Source organism: Acidobacteriota bacterium (assembly GCA_016716435.1).
In the GTDB taxonomy this organism is placed as follows: domain Bacteria; phylum Acidobacteriota; class Blastocatellia; order Pyrinomonadales; family Pyrinomonadaceae; genus OLB17.
This window is the reverse complement of sequence record JADJWI010000001.1, coordinates 154,123-169,913: the sequence shown is the minus strand read 5'-3', so window position 1 is coordinate 169,913 and position 15,791 is coordinate 154,123. Positions and strand designations below refer to the sequence as shown.

The 15,791-nt window shown below is 53.4% G+C and carries 15 protein-coding genes; 6 read left to right on the top strand and 9 right to left on the bottom strand.

Annotated features, from left to right (window positions below; translation table 11 throughout):
• Positions 1-62: 62 nt before the first annotated feature.
• Positions 63-2,369 (bottom strand): EAL domain-containing protein, encoded by a 2,307-nt coding sequence (locus IPM21_00905; GenBank protein ID MBK9162475.1) that lies wholly within the window; start codon positions 2,367-2,369, stop codon positions 63-65.
• Between the two features lie 414 nt (positions 2,370-2,783).
• Here IPM21_00905 and IPM21_00900 point away from each other — a divergent pair, with 414 nt between their 5' ends.
• Positions 2,784-3,086, top strand: coding sequence for a hypothetical protein (locus IPM21_00900; protein ID MBK9162474.1), 303 nt, complete (start codon positions 2,784-2,786; stop codon positions 3,084-3,086).
• Between the two features lie 69 nt (positions 3,087-3,155).
• Here the strand turns inward: IPM21_00900 and IPM21_00895 are convergent, their stop codons facing one another.
• A complete protein-coding gene (locus IPM21_00895) occupies positions 3,156-4,355 on the bottom strand; it encodes a cysteine desulfurase (GenBank protein MBK9162473.1) in 1,200 nt (399 codons plus the stop codon).
• A 65-nt stretch (positions 4,356-4,420) separates the two neighbouring features.
• On the bottom strand, positions 4,421-4,885 hold the full coding sequence (locus IPM21_00890) for a carboxypeptidase regulatory-like domain-containing protein (GenBank protein MBK9162472.1): 465 nt from the start codon (positions 4,883-4,885) through the stop codon (positions 4,421-4,423).
• A 258-nt stretch (positions 4,886-5,143) separates the two neighbouring features.
• Here IPM21_00890 and IPM21_00885 point away from each other — a divergent pair, with 258 nt between their 5' ends.
• The 4 genes from IPM21_00885 (at position 5,144) to IPM21_00870 (ending at position 8,972) form a co-directional block, all read left to right on the top strand.
• Positions 5,144-6,304, top strand: coding sequence for a radical SAM protein (locus tag IPM21_00885; protein MBK9162471.1), 1,161 nt, complete (start codon positions 5,144-5,146; stop codon positions 6,302-6,304).
• Positions 6,305-6,327: 23 nt separating this feature from the next.
• Complete coding sequence (locus tag IPM21_00880; protein MBK9162470.1) at positions 6,328-7,512, top strand: glycosyltransferase; 1,185 nt, start codon at positions 6,328-6,330, stop codon at positions 7,510-7,512.
• 99 nt (positions 7,513-7,611) lie between these two features.
• Entirely contained in the window at positions 7,612-8,364 is a 753-nt protein-coding gene (locus IPM21_00875; GenBank protein ID MBK9162469.1) for an SDR family oxidoreductase, read from the top strand.
• Positions 8,365-8,510: 146 nt separating this feature from the next.
• The gene (locus IPM21_00870; protein MBK9162468.1) at positions 8,511-8,972 is read left to right on the top strand and encodes a ferritin-like domain-containing protein; all 462 of its coding nucleotides are present in this window, start codon (positions 8,511-8,513) and stop codon (positions 8,970-8,972) included.
• 457 nt (positions 8,973-9,429) lie between these two features.
• Here IPM21_00870 and IPM21_00865 read toward each other — a convergent pair whose 3' ends face one another.
• The 3 genes from IPM21_00865 to IPM21_00855 are packed head-to-tail and all read right to left on the bottom strand — an operon-like array spanning position 9,430 to position 13,573.
• Positions 9,430-10,251, bottom strand: coding sequence for a DUF2911 domain-containing protein (locus tag IPM21_00865; GenBank protein MBK9162467.1), 822 nt, complete (start codon positions 10,249-10,251; stop codon positions 9,430-9,432).
• 23 nt (positions 10,252-10,274) lie between these two features.
• The gene (locus IPM21_00860) at positions 10,275-10,760 is read right to left on the bottom strand and encodes a hypothetical protein (protein MBK9162466.1); all 486 of its coding nucleotides are present in this window, start codon (positions 10,758-10,760) and stop codon (positions 10,275-10,277) included.
• An 11-nt stretch (positions 10,761-10,771) separates the two neighbouring features.
• Complete coding sequence (locus IPM21_00855; protein MBK9162465.1) at positions 10,772-13,573, bottom strand: hypothetical protein; 2,802 nt, start codon at positions 13,571-13,573, stop codon at positions 10,772-10,774.
• Positions 13,574-13,753: 180 nt separating this feature from the next.
• Here IPM21_00855 and IPM21_00850 point away from each other — a divergent pair, with 180 nt between their 5' ends.
• Complete coding sequence (locus IPM21_00850; GenBank protein ID MBK9162464.1) at positions 13,754-13,960, top strand: hypothetical protein; 207 nt, start codon at positions 13,754-13,756, stop codon at positions 13,958-13,960.
• A gap of 3 nt (positions 13,961-13,963) precedes the next feature.
• Here the strand turns inward: IPM21_00850 and IPM21_00845 are convergent, their stop codons facing one another.
• The 3 genes from IPM21_00845 to IPM21_00835 form a co-directional block, all read right to left on the bottom strand.
• On the bottom strand, positions 13,964-14,470 hold the full coding sequence (locus IPM21_00845) for a hypothetical protein (protein ID MBK9162463.1): 507 nt from the start codon (positions 14,468-14,470) through the stop codon (positions 13,964-13,966).
• 117 nt (positions 14,471-14,587) lie between these two features.
• Positions 14,588-15,304, bottom strand: coding sequence for a hypothetical protein (locus IPM21_00840; protein ID MBK9162462.1), 717 nt, complete (start codon positions 15,302-15,304; stop codon positions 14,588-14,590).
• Position 15,305: 1 nt separating this feature from the next.
• Positions 15,306-15,791: a hypothetical protein gene (locus tag IPM21_00835; protein MBK9162461.1), complete on the bottom strand. Its 486-nt coding sequence runs from the start codon at positions 15,789-15,791 to the stop codon at positions 15,306-15,308.

Below are 15,791 nucleotides of genomic sequence, written 5' to 3'. Positions count from 1 at the left end.
CCTCCGAGATGATTTATATCTCGAAATTATAGTTCGTACGCCCGGTGGAAACAATCAGCGGGCTAGAAAAGAGGTATGTGCGGCTGCGTGTCCGAGTCCGAGTGAAGCTCGATGGCTGCATCTTTCTGCGAGGGAAGCCAAGAGTGGCGTGCGTAAAGAAGCTTCTCCATTTCCTCCGCCGGTTTTGGCTTGGAGAACAAATAGCCTTGGCCGAAATCGCAGCCAAGATTCCGGAGCGTCGCAAGTTGGGTTTCGGTCTCGATACCCTCGGCGACCATTCGCATCTTGAGGTTGGTACCGAGTGAAACTATGGTTTGCAGAATCCCGGAGTTCTCGCCCCGCTCGCCCGCTCCGCTTACGAAACTGCGGTCGATCTTGAGCGTGTCGAAAGGTAGCCGGTGGAGATAGCTGAGCGATGAATAGCCTGTGCCGAAGTCGTCGATGCTGAGCTTGACGCCAAGCGACTTGAGCCGATTAAGCAGCAATATGGAACGCTCGGCGTTTTCCATCGCCGTGCTTTCTGTGATCTCGAGCTTTAGCGTTTCCGGCCGAATGCCCGAGTTTTCCAGAGCGTCCTCGACCTGGTCAGAGAGGTCGTCGCTCGAAAGATGCCGACCAGCTATATTCACGCTCATTTCGAGATCTCCGTAATCAGGCGAGATAGCCTGCCACGCGGCGAGCTGTTTTGTCGTCTCACGCAAGATCCAATATGTGATCGGCTGGATAAGGTCTGAGCTTTCGGCGATCGGGATGAATTTGTTTGGCGGGATCATTCCAAACTCGGGATGATGCCAGCGAAGGAGAGCCTCAAACCCGGCTAGACGGCCGTCGATCAGCGAGACGATCGGCTGGTAGTGCATTGACAGCTCGTTCCGCTCGACTGCGTGGCGAAGGTCCATCTCGAACCGAACCCTTTCGAGGAAGCGATGCCTGAGCTCCTTGGTAAAGACCGCGGGCCCGTCCTTTCGCTCCTTGGCGTAGTGCATCGCAATGTCAGCATCACGGAGTATTTCTTCAGGCGAGTCGTACTCAGTATCGCACGGGGCAATGCCGATGTTTACGTCGATCGAAACGCGGTTGCCGGCGAGCGAAAAAGGCTGGGTGATATTGCGATGTATCTTGCGGGCGACCTTTTGAGCCTTGCCGGCGGTCGCAAGGCCTCGAAGCACGATGGCGAATTCGTCCCCGCCAATACGGGCGACCGTGTCTTCCGCATTAACAACTCTCGAAAAACGCTTTGCGGCGACGGAGAGTACCTTGTCGCCGATCGAATGGCCAAGAGTATCGTTGATGTTCTTAAAGCTTCGTATATCTAGAAACAGGACCTGAAAAGTAGCTGCGGAGTCTTGTTTGTATGCGGCGATCAGTTCGCGAAGTACATCGCCCAGATGCTTCCGGTTGGACAGGCCTGTGAGCGAATCGTGGCTTGCTGCGTGCTGAAGTTCCCGTTCGCTTTTCCTTAAGGCATCATTTGCCCGAGCTTCTTTCTCCAGCGATCGGCAGAGTTCCTCGGCGTAGCTTTCAGCTTCTTTTCGACGTGTTTTTTCGACCTCAGCCCGCTGACGCTCGGCATCGGCTTTTTGCCGCTCCGCCTCTTCGACGCTCGCGATCGAACGGTTTATATCGTTTATGAGTGTCCGGTAGTTAATGTAGGCGACCGCAACGACAACGAATGAGATCACCCCAAGAGCTACATCACCGTAGTTGAATACCTTGTAAGTGGCTCCGGCAACGCCGGCACCGGTGAAGTGGGTCAACGCTGACGAAACGCAATGTGTTTTCCAGATCTCAAGAAAGCTTCCATGTGTCCGGAGCTTTTGATAAAACGCCGCAAAAGCCGATGAGAAGAAGAAGTGCGTGAGGGCGATGAGTCCGAGGACGGCCGCAAGGGTACGAGTATCGGTGAGCCTTAGGTCGATAAAGGCCGAGCCGTAAACCGCCCGGGAGAATAATTCAACGACGCCATAGGTTGCCGCAACGATGAGTGCCGACAGCGACGCATTGAAGAGAACGAAAAACTTCGGCGATTCCTTTCTGCGCCTTTTTAGATAGACGCAGTTCGCGAAGGTCTCGACGAACGCGGTTATCACGGCAAGTTCGCCGCCATACACGATGAACGTGAAGAAAACCACCGCGTCCGAAAAACTGAGAGTGAGATTCGACCCCGAAAGTTGAAGCGTCATCCGCGGAGCGACAAAGACCGCGAACGCGAGAACAAATACATATCCGACACCGATCGGCGTGAACGGAGCTGCCGCCAACGCGCCGGCAAGCGCGATAAGCCCCAGTGCGGAAACCGCGATCTTAACCCTATAGGGGAGCGCGGTGCCGGAGGGCCCTTCGGCCGATGTAGTCAAGGAATTCTCCATCCGGGAACGTGGAAGACTCGGATTCTCGATAATGCTCGATTCGGGAAGGTCAGGAAAACGACCATAGGAATACTAGCATTCAGCGACAAAAAAATCCAGCAAAATTTACTTGGCAAGAGTTTGTTGTGGATACCTGCTAAACACATCGACTGCGTATACAGAATATACAGTGCCGTAACTGTTGCAATAACAATGAGTTGCGGCGAATGCCCGCCTCGATGTGTATTAGGTATCCATTCTTTAAGCCGAACTAATGTAATGATCCCATTGATTCGCTGTCGCCCCAACTCTAATTCTCGCAACGACTTACACTTACTCGGGACCTTAGATAAAGCTGTGGCACATCGGTTGTACTAAGAAGAGCATCGAGAGACAGGGACTCTCAGAAAAAGTTAGGAGAAAAGAGAGGATAAAATGAAAAACTTTAAGAACATCGCAGCAACGATCGCACTCGCAGGAATGATCATGATCGGTAGCTCAGTAGCAAACGCCGGCATCATCATCGACAACGGGATAATCATCGATAACGGAATCGGTAAAGAAACCAAGACCAGCCAGCAGTGTTCAGAGAAGTCTGAAAAGCCGGATTGGGGCATCATTATCGACAACATAGTCGGCATCATCATTGACAATTTCGGCGGCATCATCATCGACAACGCGGCCGAGCGTCAGGATTGCGGCATCATCATCGACAACGGGATCATAATAATGGACTAGGTTGTTGATGAGAAGGGCTTAAATCCCACACCTTGAGGCGGCCGTTTTCCCGCGACGGTCGCCTCACCTCTATTTGGGGGCGAGTCCTGCAGAGAGCGACCGAAGGGTTTCGACCGAACGAGGGAGCGCGGCTAGGAGCCTTTCGATGTCTTCGGCAGTAGTGAATCTGGAAAAGCTGAATCTGACGGCCCCGCGGGCATACTCATCATCTCTGCCAAGTGCAACGATTACCGGTGACGGTTCAATTGAGCCGCTCGAACACGCCGCTCCGGTCGAAACAGCAAACCCTTGCATATCAAGGTTTATCAACAGCCCCTCGCCCTCAACTCCACTAAAAGAGAGGTTTGAGATATTCGCCACACGCCGGCTGCGATCGCCATTTACCAGCGTTCCCGGAATGATCTCCAGCACTTGGTCCTCGAATGCGTCCCTCAGCTTTTGAAGACGGTTTGCTGTTGCCGTCACTTCTCCGGCAGCTAATTCAGCGGCGGCTCCAAAACCAACTATCTGAGCTACCGGTTCGGTACCGCCTCGATTTCCGCGCTCCTGACGGCCACCAATGTTCTGCGGATGTAGGCGAACGCCGCGGCGAATGTAGAGCGCTCCGATACCTTTAGGGCCGTGGATCTTGTGTGCTGAAAGCGAAAGCAGGTCACAGCCAAACTCTTCGATATCGACCGGTATCTTTCCCGCGGCCTGCACGGAATCAGTATGAAACCAGATACGACGTCCATTCTCGCGAATTTCACGGACGGCTTTTCCGATCTCGGCAATCGGTTGTATCGTCCCGATCTCATTATTCACAGCCATTACTGAAACGAGTATCGTGTTCTCACGAATGCCATCGATCACACGCCGGTGATCGAGAACCCCGCTCTCATCGACCGGCACGACCGTGATCTCGCATCGTCCGGCGAGGTCGTCGCATACCATCTTCACTGCGGGATGTTCGATCGCAGAAATAATGATGTGAGGTAGCGATTCACCGGCGACGCGGGGCTTTCGTAATTCAGACTCGATGAGCCCTCGTATTGCGAGATTGTTTGATTCGGTTCCGCCCGATGTAAAGACGATTTCTGCCGGGCGTGCGTTGATCAGGCTTGCGACTTGATGCCGTGCACGATCGACCGCCGCCCGTGCTGTCTGGCCGAAAGAATGAATACTCGAGGCGTTACCGTAGTCGTCGGCCAGAAACGGCAACATTTCTTCCAGCACAGCTGGGTCAAGCCGGGTGGTCGCGGCATTATCAAGATAAACTCGCTCGAACATAGAGCCAGTCTAAAACTTTTTGTGCCGGATGTGCAGTTGTAAGAGATCGAGTTTATGGGACCGGATCAGAACTGATCGTCTTCGCCAATAAAGACGATATCCGTGACATCTGTCATGACCTCAATAACATAGGCTGGGAAGGCAAATAGGTATTTCCTATGTTGGACGGAAACTACATAGGTTTCATTCGGCGCTACATCATGGAAGGCAAATTGTCCGAAGGTACCGGTGCGGGCATACCGAAGGCCGTTTTCGTCATCCATTAGAATGACGACAGAGTTCGCTATCGGAGCTCCATTTGCGTCAGTTACGCGGCCGGCAACTAGTACATTGTTGCCGATAGGAGCAAACATTGAAAGTATCTTGCCTATCGGCTTTTTGAACTTGGTCCGAGCAGCGGGGAACTTTTCAGATCTCTCCGCGGTTTGCGCGGCAATTTGGGCCGTAAAGAAAACAGTCGAAAAGATAACGATCATCGACGCCAAGGACACTGCCGATGGGATATGAAGTTTTAATAATTCAGACCGCATACAGGATATGAGCCGCGATTGATACCGCGATCAGCGACCGAACCAAAGACCGAATAAAAGGAACTTTCAGAAAAACGTGAGACAAACGACGCTAAATTAACCGAATAATAACACTTTTAGGTTTCAATGCAAGATATTTTTATTGCTTCTTGTGACGGAATAGGGGCCGAATTGATTTCCTTTGTTCGACGAATAAGATAAATTAGAGATGGACGGCCTTTAGGAAATTGCCGCTGGCCGTCGGAGTGTGTACAAAACATGGACTTTACGACTAAAGAGATTTTCAAGCGGTACGCGAGTATTTTGGTAGGGAAGCCGATCTCGCCGATATTTTTAAACATACTTGTTACGAGTGTGTGCGATATGCGTTGCACGCATTGTTTTTTTACCGAGGAACTCGATGATCGCCCGCGCAAGAAGCTCCAGATGAAAACGGACGAGATCGCGCGGATATCCGAAACGCTCGGCGGAAACCTTGGCGTGCTGGTTCTTGCCGGCGGCGAGCCTTTTACAAGGAAAGACCTTCCGGAGATCGTTCGCGGGTTTTACGAAAACAACAAGCTCGATTCGGTTTACCTGATGTCGAACGGACAGATCCATCCGCGGATCTTTCCGGACGTCACTAAGATCATGGATGAGTGTCCCGATCTAAACGTAACCGTCGCGCTTGGCATCGACGGGATGAAGGAATCTCACGAGAAGATCCGTGGGAAAGAGGGAAGCTGGGATAAGGCGATCCATACGGCTCGAACGCTTCAGCAGATGAAGCGTGAGCAATACCCGCGATTGGATATCCAGACCTGTACCTGTGTGATGCGTTCGAACCAAGACACGATTTTTGACTGGTACGACTTTCTGAAGCATGACTTGAAGCCGGATAAGGTGAACATCAACTATATCCGCCCGCCCTCGGCTGATCCGACGGAGCTCGAATTCGACCCCGAAAGGTATACTCAGCTTTCTCATATGATCCTTGAAGACACGAAGAACGCTGCGCTCAAGAACATGTATGGCGGAAAGTCCGGTGTCTTCAAGGCGGCTGTCGATATCTACATGCACGACGTCATCACAAAGACCAAAGAGGAGAACAAGGCACAGCTTAAATGCTACGCCGGGAGCGCAGGTGCGGTGATTTACGATAACGGCGCTTTGTCATCGTGTGAAAATAAGCCTGACGTGCTGAATCTGCGTGATTACGATTGGAACTTCCAGACGGCCTGGCAAACAGACCTAATGAAGGCTCGGAGGAAAGAAGCGGGGGCAGGCTGCTACTGCACTCACGAGTCGAATTGTTTTTATCCTTCGTTGCCATTCAACGCCGGGCATCTCATTAAGATCAAGAAGCTTGAGCGAGACATTCGAAAAGCCGCAAAGGAGTCCGGCTTCTCGGTCGGGCGTGAGGTCGCTCTCAAGGCTTAACGACCGCGGCCTTACTACCTGCAATGCAGTCAACGGCTCCAAAGATCCTAATAATATCGTCTGACACGGGCGGCGGACATCGCTCCGCCGCTAAAGCGTTGGTCGACGGCGTGGAACGTTTTTGGCATGGCGAATCGGCCGTGGTCCGGGTGATCAAGGCGGTAGAAGACAGCCATCACATCACCGAAAAGCTTGTTAACACATATAACTGGGTACTGCGGCACAGGCAGAGTTGGATGAAATATGTTTACTGGGCGGTCAATCGGTTCCGCCCGGAGACGCGTGAGTTTTTCCAGCGGCGTTGCATGATCTACCTTCGTGACGTTTTTGAGAAGTGGTGTCCGCACATAGTTGTTAGTGTCCATCCTCTGACCCAGCACATCTTCGCGCGAATTCTTAAAGAGCTGAACTTGCTTGGGCAGATACCGCTCGTTACGGTCGTAACCGATCCTGGCTACGGCTTCTGGAAAGGATGGGCCTGCAACGACGTGTCTTTGTATCTGGTTGCGAATGACGACGCAAGGCGGCAGTTGATCGACTACGGAGTTGAACCCACGCGTATCAAGGTCTCAGGGATGCCGGTCCACTCGAAATTCAGGGAAGTGAATGAGGCCGATGCACAGACAGCTCGGAAGGCCTTTGGGCTGGACCCTGAAAAGTTTACCGTCTTTGTCAACGCCGGTTGGGTCGGGGGCGGCAATATACCCGCCATCTTTAAGGAGCTCGTCCGCGGCGAACTTGATGTTCAAGCGATATTCTTGGCCGGAAGGAATGAAACTCTCAGAGCCGAAGCGGAAGAGATCGCCAAGCACGCCAAATTCCCGGTGAAGGTGATCGGTTACTCCGATGAGATCGAGAAGCTGATGCAGTCGGCTAACGTCATGGTCTCAAAACTCGGCGGGTTGACGACCTTTGAGGCTCTCGCTTGTCGCTTGCCGATCATTGCCGACGCGACAACGCCGCCGATGCCTCAAGAGGCTGGGACGTTCGACCTTGTTGCAAATAACGGAGCCGGTATCATTCTTGAACGCTCAGCCGACATTGTTCCCGCGATACGCTCGCTTATCGAGGACGAGACAAAATATCGCCGAATGAAGGATGCAACAGCCAATGTCACTCTACCGGATTCGACCGAGCGGATAGTCCGTGAGATAGCTGCATTGCTTCCGGCACAATTTGCCGAGCAGCCCGAACTTGCGGCCGCTTAGTCTTCTCGCCCTCATTTCACACCTACGCTTGCCAGATAATCTGCGGTAATTTAACCTTATGTTTTTGCATCGAGTACTTGTTTTTGAGGAGATCCCTGCTTGACCCTGTTATTGGAAGGAAGAACGGCGTTCGTATCCGGCGGCACACGCGGCATCGGCGCCGCATTGTGTGAAATTTTCGCACGCGAGGGCGCGGACGTCGCTTTCAATTATCACACGAGCGATGAACTCGCCGAGACGGTGAAAGCCAAGATCGAGGCCTTTGGCCGCAAGGCTGCGGCCTTCAAGGTATCAGTTACCGATCGAGTGGGAATGAAGCGTGTGGCAAGAGAGGTTGTAGAGGCCTTTGGACACATCGATATTCTTGTCAACAACGCTGCTGTAAACAAGGCGGATAATTTTGCTACAACCACGGACCGCTCGTGGGACTGGGTCGTAGATACCAACGTCAACAGTCTCTTTGCCGTCACAAAACCCTTCTACAAGCAGATGATACGCCGCCGGAGCGGAGGCACGATACTCAACATCACGAGCATCGGTGCGATCCGGGCTTTGCCGACCGCAGTGCATTATGCAACCTCGAAAGCGGCGATGATCGGGTTTACGAAGTGCCTTTCACGCGAGGCGGCGAACTTTGGCATCACTGTTAACGCGATCGCGGCCGGTATCTTCGACACAGATCTCGGAAACACGCTTCCGGCTCGATTGCTTGAGGCTCATGAAAACTGGGTCTCGCTCCGAAGGCTCGGGCGGCCGGAAGAACTCGCAGAATTTGCCGCTTTCATCGTCAGTTCGCGAAATTCCTATATGAACGGCGAGATAATCACCGTTGACGGCGGAACGATAACCTAAGGCCGGTTGAGCTTCTTCTCCTCCTATCTTCGATCAGCAAATGAAATTGCAATTCAATACTAACTGTTGCAAATAAACGAGTTAGTTTGACAGTTGGGGGCATCGCCGCTAAACTCTCGAATAAGGGTTAAACCCAAAGGAGAGATATGGGACGACAAGAATTGATCGAAAATCTGAATAAGGCGTTGGCCTGCGAACTCGCCGGCGTTATCCAGTATTCTCAACACAGCTATTTGGTAACGGGTACGGACCGGGAAGTCTTCAAGGGCTTTTTCCGGGATCAGGCCGAAGAGGCTCAGGACCACGCGGAGGTGCTCGGCGATAAGATCGTTGCTCTCGGCGGCATTCCATCGGTCGAACCGGCAATGATCCGCCAATCGGTCGAACTCAAGGAAATGCTCTCGCAGGCACTTGAACTTGAGAGGGAAGCGATGGCGGCTTACATGGCGGCTTGGGCCGCTTGCGACGACAACGACCTGCCGCAGAAGTTCTGGCTCGAGGGGCAGATCTCTGATGAGCAGATGCACATCGAGGAACTCGAAAAGCTGACATCTGAACGAACGGCAAAGGCCGGTACCGAGCGGATAGTGCTTCGCGAAGTCAGCTAGGCTTCGTTAGATCAAACGAAAAATAGCCGGGCTCTTTCGGGCCCGGCTTTAGTTTTTTCAGGGGGAAGAAACTATGATGCGGACGGGAAACTCAGGACACGAGCGGAACTATCCGACTCCTGTAAACTTTCAGCAGAACGAAGGCGAACCCGAGCACTGGCTAATGCACGATGCAGATCTTCGACAAGTTCCGTTTCAAGGGCCATCGTCTTTTGCGTGCTCCAACCGAGTCCGTCGATCCATGTGGCCATTTTGATCACTGCTCTGCCATCTTCGAGAGAAACGTCAATTCGTTTCTCATCGTTGGCTATAGGTGCGAACTGTTGTCTTAATTGGGTCTGCATTTATTTGCGAAACTGAAAGCCAATTTCAATAAGAGATTACTTCAAAAAAAGTATCCCGTCAATTCTAAAGACGCAAGAATTGACGGGATACGGCAAAAGGTTAAAATGAGCGGCTAGTTAGTGCCTCTCCACCCCTTTATTTGATTCTCAAGGGCGGTCAAGGCATTCTGGCTTGCAGGAGGCGTCGATGCCCGGCCTGCGGCAAGCGCGGCCTCACCGGCTGCGATCGCATCCGGTCTGCGGCCCATCTCGGCAAGCAACCGAGCCTTGAGTGAGAGAACACCGAAGGTCTTATTCGTTCGCTCAGCTTCCTCTACCCAAGAAAGAGCATCTGCGTAGCTTCCGGTCATTTTCTGCGAGAGGACGTAGCTTGCCAGCGTCATTCGCTCGTTCAACGTTCGGCGGCGATTGTCATTTACCCAACGGGCATTGAAATCGCCGACGTCGACAGTGAACGGCACGGCTACGTTTTCCCAACGTATATTGACCTCAGCGGTGCTGCCTACTACCTTTTCGAACTCGATGGCCATGGTTTCATGAAACTCCGATTGCCGCGGGGTTACCTCGACCTTCAACACATCGTCCTTGGGTTCGTGGGTAAAGGCCCCCCACTGGTTCCAGTTCTTGTTAAAGATAACGGTCCAGTTACCGGTGGTCGGCAGGGTGAACAGGGCATATTTGCCCTTGGCAAGCTTTTGACCGTTGATCATAACATCGACCGGCGTTTCGAAGACGGTGGCATTATTTGCACCCGTTCTCCATACCTCATTGTACGGAACGAGTTCTCCCCATATCTTGCGTCCCTTGACGTTAGGCCGATGATAAGAGATCGAGATCTTCGCGTCCCCGATGATCTGCGAGGTCTCCTGGAAATTGCTTTCTCGCGGAATTGTGACCTGTGCGGAAACAGCAACCGCGAAAGCGGCTACAAGCATAAAAAATAGCAACCCTTTTGTTCTCATTTTTCTAGTTTCTCCTTTGCTCGAGTTATGAATGTTTGGATCATTTCCGTCACCCGGCGAGTCATTTCATTGCTGATGATTGTCTCACCGGCGAGGCCGGCAAGCGTGTGCAGGTCGCGGGCATTCTGGCGCCGCATTTCGACCATTTGAGTAAATTGAACCATCGTACGAACCGAGGACCGCGCGAGGAAATCGGCCGAGAAGCGAAGAAAATTCCGCGTCTCTTCCCGGATTGGGAACCACTCGATGCGATCTTCCGTGTCCTCGGCGAGTTCGAGCATGAACCGCTGCCGCATCGAACCGACGACCGGTATCATCGTTTCGATATCCCAATGGGCGATTCCTTTGCGGTCAATAACAACCTGAGAAACGCCCGGCATGAGGGCCGCAAAGTTCGTCAGGTCTGCAAAGAACTCTCGGACACGCTCGAGCGGAGCCTCAAGCTCGATCTGATCGCTGTAACCTGCCTTGATAGTGAACATAAAACCTTACATCAAAAGATACCATTGAAGAGTATTGAGTTAAAAAACTGCCGCGTCGTCGAGCGCGTCATTCCTCGATAAAACGGGTCTTCAGCGAAGAGTACGACCCGCCCGCCGCCCAAAGATTCGTCAATGATGTAGGACGTGCCCTTGAGCAGGCGTTCGGTGTTTCCTTCCCAAACAAAACCCGAAATGGTGATCGGCTTGGCCGGGTTAGTGTCGAAAACCACAGCGTTCGTGCCTTCCTTTGAGTAACGGAAGAAGTAGCCCGTTTGGAGCAGCACCGGAATCTCATTTTGGCTGACTCCGTAGTTTATGTAGTTAGTTCGGTCGACCGTTGCCCGGAACATCGCACCGGCGAGTGCCTCGGGAACCTTATTCGCATTGGCCGAGGGCGAGGCAATAGGCGGAAGCGGCTGGCCTACCTCCGGCATTTGATCGTTCGGCGTTGGAGCCGGTGTCGGTGAAGGTGACGCGGAGGCGGAGGTCGCCGGCTTTTCTTCCGGTATTTTGCCCTTTTGTTCATCTTCTTCAGAACCGACCATCTTGGACGATGTCAGTCCGACGTCCTTGAGAGTTGCCCAAACGGCCGAGCCGGAAATCGTAACGACCGTCCCGCCCTGCTGGGCAAACTGCTTGACGGCGTTCACGCCGCCGGGGCCTAGGTTTGAAAATATCGCTCCCGGGTTTCCTGAGGGGATAATGAGGACGTTGTAGTTTCGGAGTGCCCCGCGGGAAATGGCGGCAAAAGGCATCGGCGTGAACTTAACGCCGTACTTTTCGAATGTCCACCAGATAGCTCCGTACGATTCCTGCGTGATGCCCTCATCTGCCGCGATCGCGATCTTCGTTTGGCGAAGAGCGTTGACGTTTTCACCGCCAACTCCGGTGTCGCCCTCGTCAAAATATCCGGTGTTCACGGCCGTTACATTCACACCCATCTCGCGTGCGTATTGGCTGACCGTGTCGTGGATCGACTCGGGGTTTCGTGAAATGCGAATTACGAACGTGCCCGACGGGTAGTTGCGTCCGCCGGCATTCAGCGGGCGATTTGCGACATTGACCTTGTAGCCCTTTTGAAGAAGCCGCATCATCATCGCGCTCGTAGTATCCGTTTCATAAGGAATGATGTAGGCGATCGCGGCCCGGCCGGAAACGGTTCCTTGGCGGGCGTTGTCGAGATAAGCCTGATCGACCATCGAGCTTTGGATGGACGAGTTTTCTTCGGTCCAGTGGGCCGTTACGCCAAAGCCGAGCGGCAGCGACCATGCGGTCACATCGTAGAAGCCATACTGCTCCTTCGGCTGGCCGGGTCCGCGCATCTGATTGCGGCGGAAACGGGCCATGTTGTCCTCGACGAATGCCTTGTCCTGCGGTGTATCGGGCTCGAGGATGGCCTTGATCAGGATCCGCTGCGGCTGGTCGAGGTCGATGACGTACGAGCCCGCAGGGAATGTCCGCCTCATCGGCCTGGAGCTCTTATCCATGTAGGTGTGCGCGGTGTTCGATGTAAACGGGGCGGTGGCGACCTTTACTTCGATATTCGAGAGCCGAAGTATCTCAACAAGGTCGGCGGTCTTTACGCGATCGGCGGCCGGTTCGAGCACGATCCGCTTCATCTTCGCATTGGCGTGGTCGGCCATTCCTCGCGAGCGGAAATCGTAGAAGTCTTTGATGCGTTCGGTGCGGTTCTTCGCCGTTGTCTCGAGCGTCGTCAGCGACGCGACGTAGTGCTTCGCGATCGATGATCGAAAGGTAACGATGGTGCCGTCCTCGCGAGTGTAGTTAAGACCCTTCGGGCCGCCGCCATCGGTCTCGTAGGTCATGCCGGAGGCTCCGTTGAGCGACGGATACATATCCCAGTATCCCGGATAGAACGCGTCGAAAATATCGCGGACGTAGTAGTCCCATTTGTTACCGTCAAAGGCGGCCGCATTTGCCCGGCCATAAACATCGAGCCATTTATTGTATTGCGGCTGCGGAAGGTTCGGGTTGATCGGTAGTGCGACGGGCGGGAAAAAGTACTGTTCAGGCTGGCCGTGGAGGTCAACAGCGACCTGAGGGTTCCACTCCATGAATGCCTTTTGCATATTCCGGCTTTCCTTTTGGGTGAAGGCGAGCGTATCGCGGTTGAGATTGAACCGGTAATGGTTAACGCGACCCCAGATGGACCAGGGCTCGCGTTTCTCGATTGCAAATCGGTCCGGGCTGCCGACGTTGACGGAGTTGTACCAGGTGACAAATCGCTCGTGGCCATCCGGGTTTTCCCCGGCGATGACGACGGTTACGACGTTCTTGAGGACGTCAAGCGTTGCGGGGTCGTCGGACGCCGCAAGCTGATAGACGACCTGCATCATTGCCTCGAACGAAGATGATTCGTTGCCGTGGATCGTATATGCCATCCAGGCGATAGCCGGGTTATTTGCAGCGATCTGATCGGCCTCGGCCTTTGATATTTTTCGCGGATCCGTGAGGCGGTTATTTGCCGCGCGTATCTCGTCGAGCCGCTGCATATTCTCGGGTGCCGAGATCGCGATCGCGTATTGCATCCGGTGCTCCGGCGTGGTCCCTATCTCGAATATCTTAACGCGCTCGGGAGCTGCCTTGGCGATGGCGAATATGACCTGCTCCATTTGTCCGTAGGTCGTGTGGTGCGTTCCGACGTCAAAGCGAAGTATCGACTGCGGCCTCGGAACATTGTCCCGATAGGGGCCGCGAGCGTAAAAATCATATGGGGCTTCAACCTGGGCACTAGCTGCGAGACCCGCAACGAGAACGACGACGGCAGCGAGCAAGACGAACGATTTTTTCATTTTAAGTTTTCCGGTAAATAATTGATTTGGTGGAGCGAATTACCTAGATATTAAACCTAAACGACTTAAACGTAAATTTCGCACTTTCAGTTTCATGCGTGAAGCCGAGAAGAAGTCGCGGAGCCGCCCAAGAAAAATACGGCCGGAGCCAGTGGTTTTTGATATGCTGAGTTTCGAAGTATGACAGAAAATGGAACCGACGAGAGGCGATGTCCTAGTTGCGAGAGCCTACGGCTCCGGCTTCGCTCCGAACTCGATGCAGAGGAAAAGCTGATCTTTGACCGAATGCCGGCCTCAGCCGAATACACAAAAAAAGAGCGTGAACAGCATCTCTACTGTTCACGCTGTGGTTTTGAATCGTCCGGCTGGCAGCCGTCCGCGGCCTGAACGTTACTTCTTGCCTTCCTCTTTGAGATCGCTGACTTCAACGCCTTTTGCTTTGAATTCGGCGACGATCTGTCGGTGGTTGTTGGTCCCAAGCCGCAAAACAGCGAAATCATTCTCAGTCTGAATCACGGCCCAGTGACGCTTTTTCTTAATGAAAAGAAACGGCAGGGCAAAAATGAAGCCCACGAGCAGAGCGGTTGCGACCGCGCCGCCGCCCGAAAGCATCGGCTTTTTCGCGAACGAATAGTCAATATTCTTGATGTCCGAATAGGCAAACTCCTTTGCCGATTCACGCATGCTTTGTTTATCAGGAACGATGGAAACCGTTGTTTCGTTGAAAGTAAGATCAGCGTCCGTTTCGACGGACTTTTTGCCTTGCGAGACGGCCATCTCGATCGAGTACACGGTCGGCTGCTGGGCCTGTACGGTTGAGACGATCGTCAACGAAAAAACGACAAGAAACGCGCATGTGCGCTGCAAAATGTATCGGGAAGCGTGGGTCTTTCTCATAAAAGTTTTTCTCCAAGTGGGCTCAGGTCAGCGAAAGTGTAAATCCGTCTGCGATACAAGTCAACACCTAGGCCAGGGCTTGGCTATATTAAATCGAATGCCCATGGAAGCGCTCGATCAATTGTCACGTATCTTCACAAGCGAGCGGGAAATGTGGCGGGCCAGGTTATCGGCGAGCGAGCCCCAGGATGTCGTTTCGCCTGCGGCTAGCACCGCTCCGGAACGGCGGTCAAAGATGCGGTAAACATAACGGTGCGTCAGCCACGAGCCGGAGACAAAACCGATCTCGACAAAAATATCGGCTTCTTCTTTATAGCGAAGGATCGTGAGATTCAGTTTGTTGAAGTTCGCGTTCTTGAGCAATGCCTTTTCGAGATTCTGCCGCGAAGGATGTGCCGAGGATTTTTTGAAGGCGATGGTGCGGGCCATTCGGATAGCTTCCTTCGGATCCGGTGCCGGCCGCTCGGTCGGGTAGCTTTCCGGCTTTGGTTCTGTGTTCGGATCGACGTTCTCCGAATATGAAACCGGGGTCGCTGCTTGCCGCGGCGGAGTACCCGGGAGAACCGCGTCCGCCCGTTCAAGCATCAATGCAATGATGTCGTCCGCAACGCCGTTCTCTTTCAGTTCGATCAACGCTTTTGCCGTTACGTCAAAGCTCGTATCCGAGCGAAGGATCTTCGAACGAATGATCTCCGGCGAAAGCCCGGAACGCGACATTTCGATGACCGATCCATTCGTTACCACCTCGCCTTGGGCCTGAATCGATGGCAAGAGAGCAAAGATCAGGCTCGCCAAACAAAGAGCAACAGTTTTGCTGAGAGATTTAGCACGCATACTATTTATCCTCCCCAACAGCGATCACTTCCACCCGCGAACGCGTCTCGAATGCCGGAATGAAAAGCTTTCGCTCGGCTTTGCTGAGTTTCAGCACGGCAAAGTCGCTGTCCGTAACCACCGTGAACCAGTGCCGTCGATGCTTCGAAAACCCGAGCGGCAGTGCGATAAGCCAAAGCGGCGGCAGAATGACGCCGGCGAGCCCGAGCCCGAGGCCCGTTTTCCATCGGGGCACTTTGCTGTAGGAATATTCAGCTCGGCGGATGTCGGTGTATCGGATCGTGCGAATCAATGAGCCATCCTTTCGCGATAGAACCTCAAGGGCGTCGTCACCAAAGTTCACTCTAACGTCACGGGTCTCGGTCCGGTCGCCGACTCGCTCGATCATCTGGACCTTGTGGAACGAATACTGGCTCGCCGGCGGTAGTGCCCGAAGCGGAGCGGCCGCAATAATGATCATGGTGATGAGAACTGCAATTCGAAGCAT

Coding starts and splice junctions, on each gene's coding strand:
- IPM21_00905 (MBK9162475.1), bottom strand. CDS start 2,369: ATGGAGAATTCCTTGACTACATCGGCCGAAGGGCCCTCCGGCACCGCG.
- IPM21_00900 (MBK9162474.1), top strand. CDS start 2,784: ATGAAAAACTTTAAGAACATCGCAGCAACGATCGCACTCGCAGGAATG.
- IPM21_00895 (MBK9162473.1), bottom strand. CDS start 4,355: ATGTTCGAGCGAGTTTATCTTGATAATGCCGCGACCACCCGGCTTGAC.
- IPM21_00890 (MBK9162472.1), bottom strand. CDS start 4,885: ATGCGGTCTGAATTATTAAAACTTCATATCCCATCGGCAGTGTCCTTG.
- IPM21_00885 (MBK9162471.1), top strand. CDS start 5,144: ATGGACTTTACGACTAAAGAGATTTTCAAGCGGTACGCGAGTATTTTG.
- IPM21_00880 (MBK9162470.1), top strand. CDS start 6,328: ATGCAGTCAACGGCTCCAAAGATCCTAATAATATCGTCTGACACGGGC.
- IPM21_00870 (MBK9162468.1), top strand. CDS start 8,511: ATGGGACGACAAGAATTGATCGAAAATCTGAATAAGGCGTTGGCCTGC.
- IPM21_00865 (MBK9162467.1), bottom strand. CDS start 10,251: ATGCTTGTAGCCGCTTTCGCGGTTGCTGTTTCCGCACAGGTCACAATT.
- IPM21_00860 (MBK9162466.1), bottom strand. CDS start 10,760: ATGTTCACTATCAAGGCAGGTTACAGCGATCAGATCGAGCTTGAGGCT.
- IPM21_00855 (MBK9162465.1), bottom strand. CDS start 13,573: ATGAAAAAATCGTTCGTCTTGCTCGCTGCCGTCGTCGTTCTCGTTGCG.
- IPM21_00850 (MBK9162464.1), top strand. CDS start 13,754: ATGACAGAAAATGGAACCGACGAGAGGCGATGTCCTAGTTGCGAGAGC.
- IPM21_00845 (MBK9162463.1), bottom strand. CDS start 14,470: ATGAGAAAGACCCACGCTTCCCGATACATTTTGCAGCGCACATGCGCG.
- IPM21_00840 (MBK9162462.1), bottom strand. CDS start 15,304: ATGCGTGCTAAATCTCTCAGCAAAACTGTTGCTCTTTGTTTGGCGAGC.
- IPM21_00835 (MBK9162461.1), bottom strand. CDS start 15,791: ATGCTTCGAATTGCAGTTCTCATCACCATGATCATTATTGCGGCCGCT.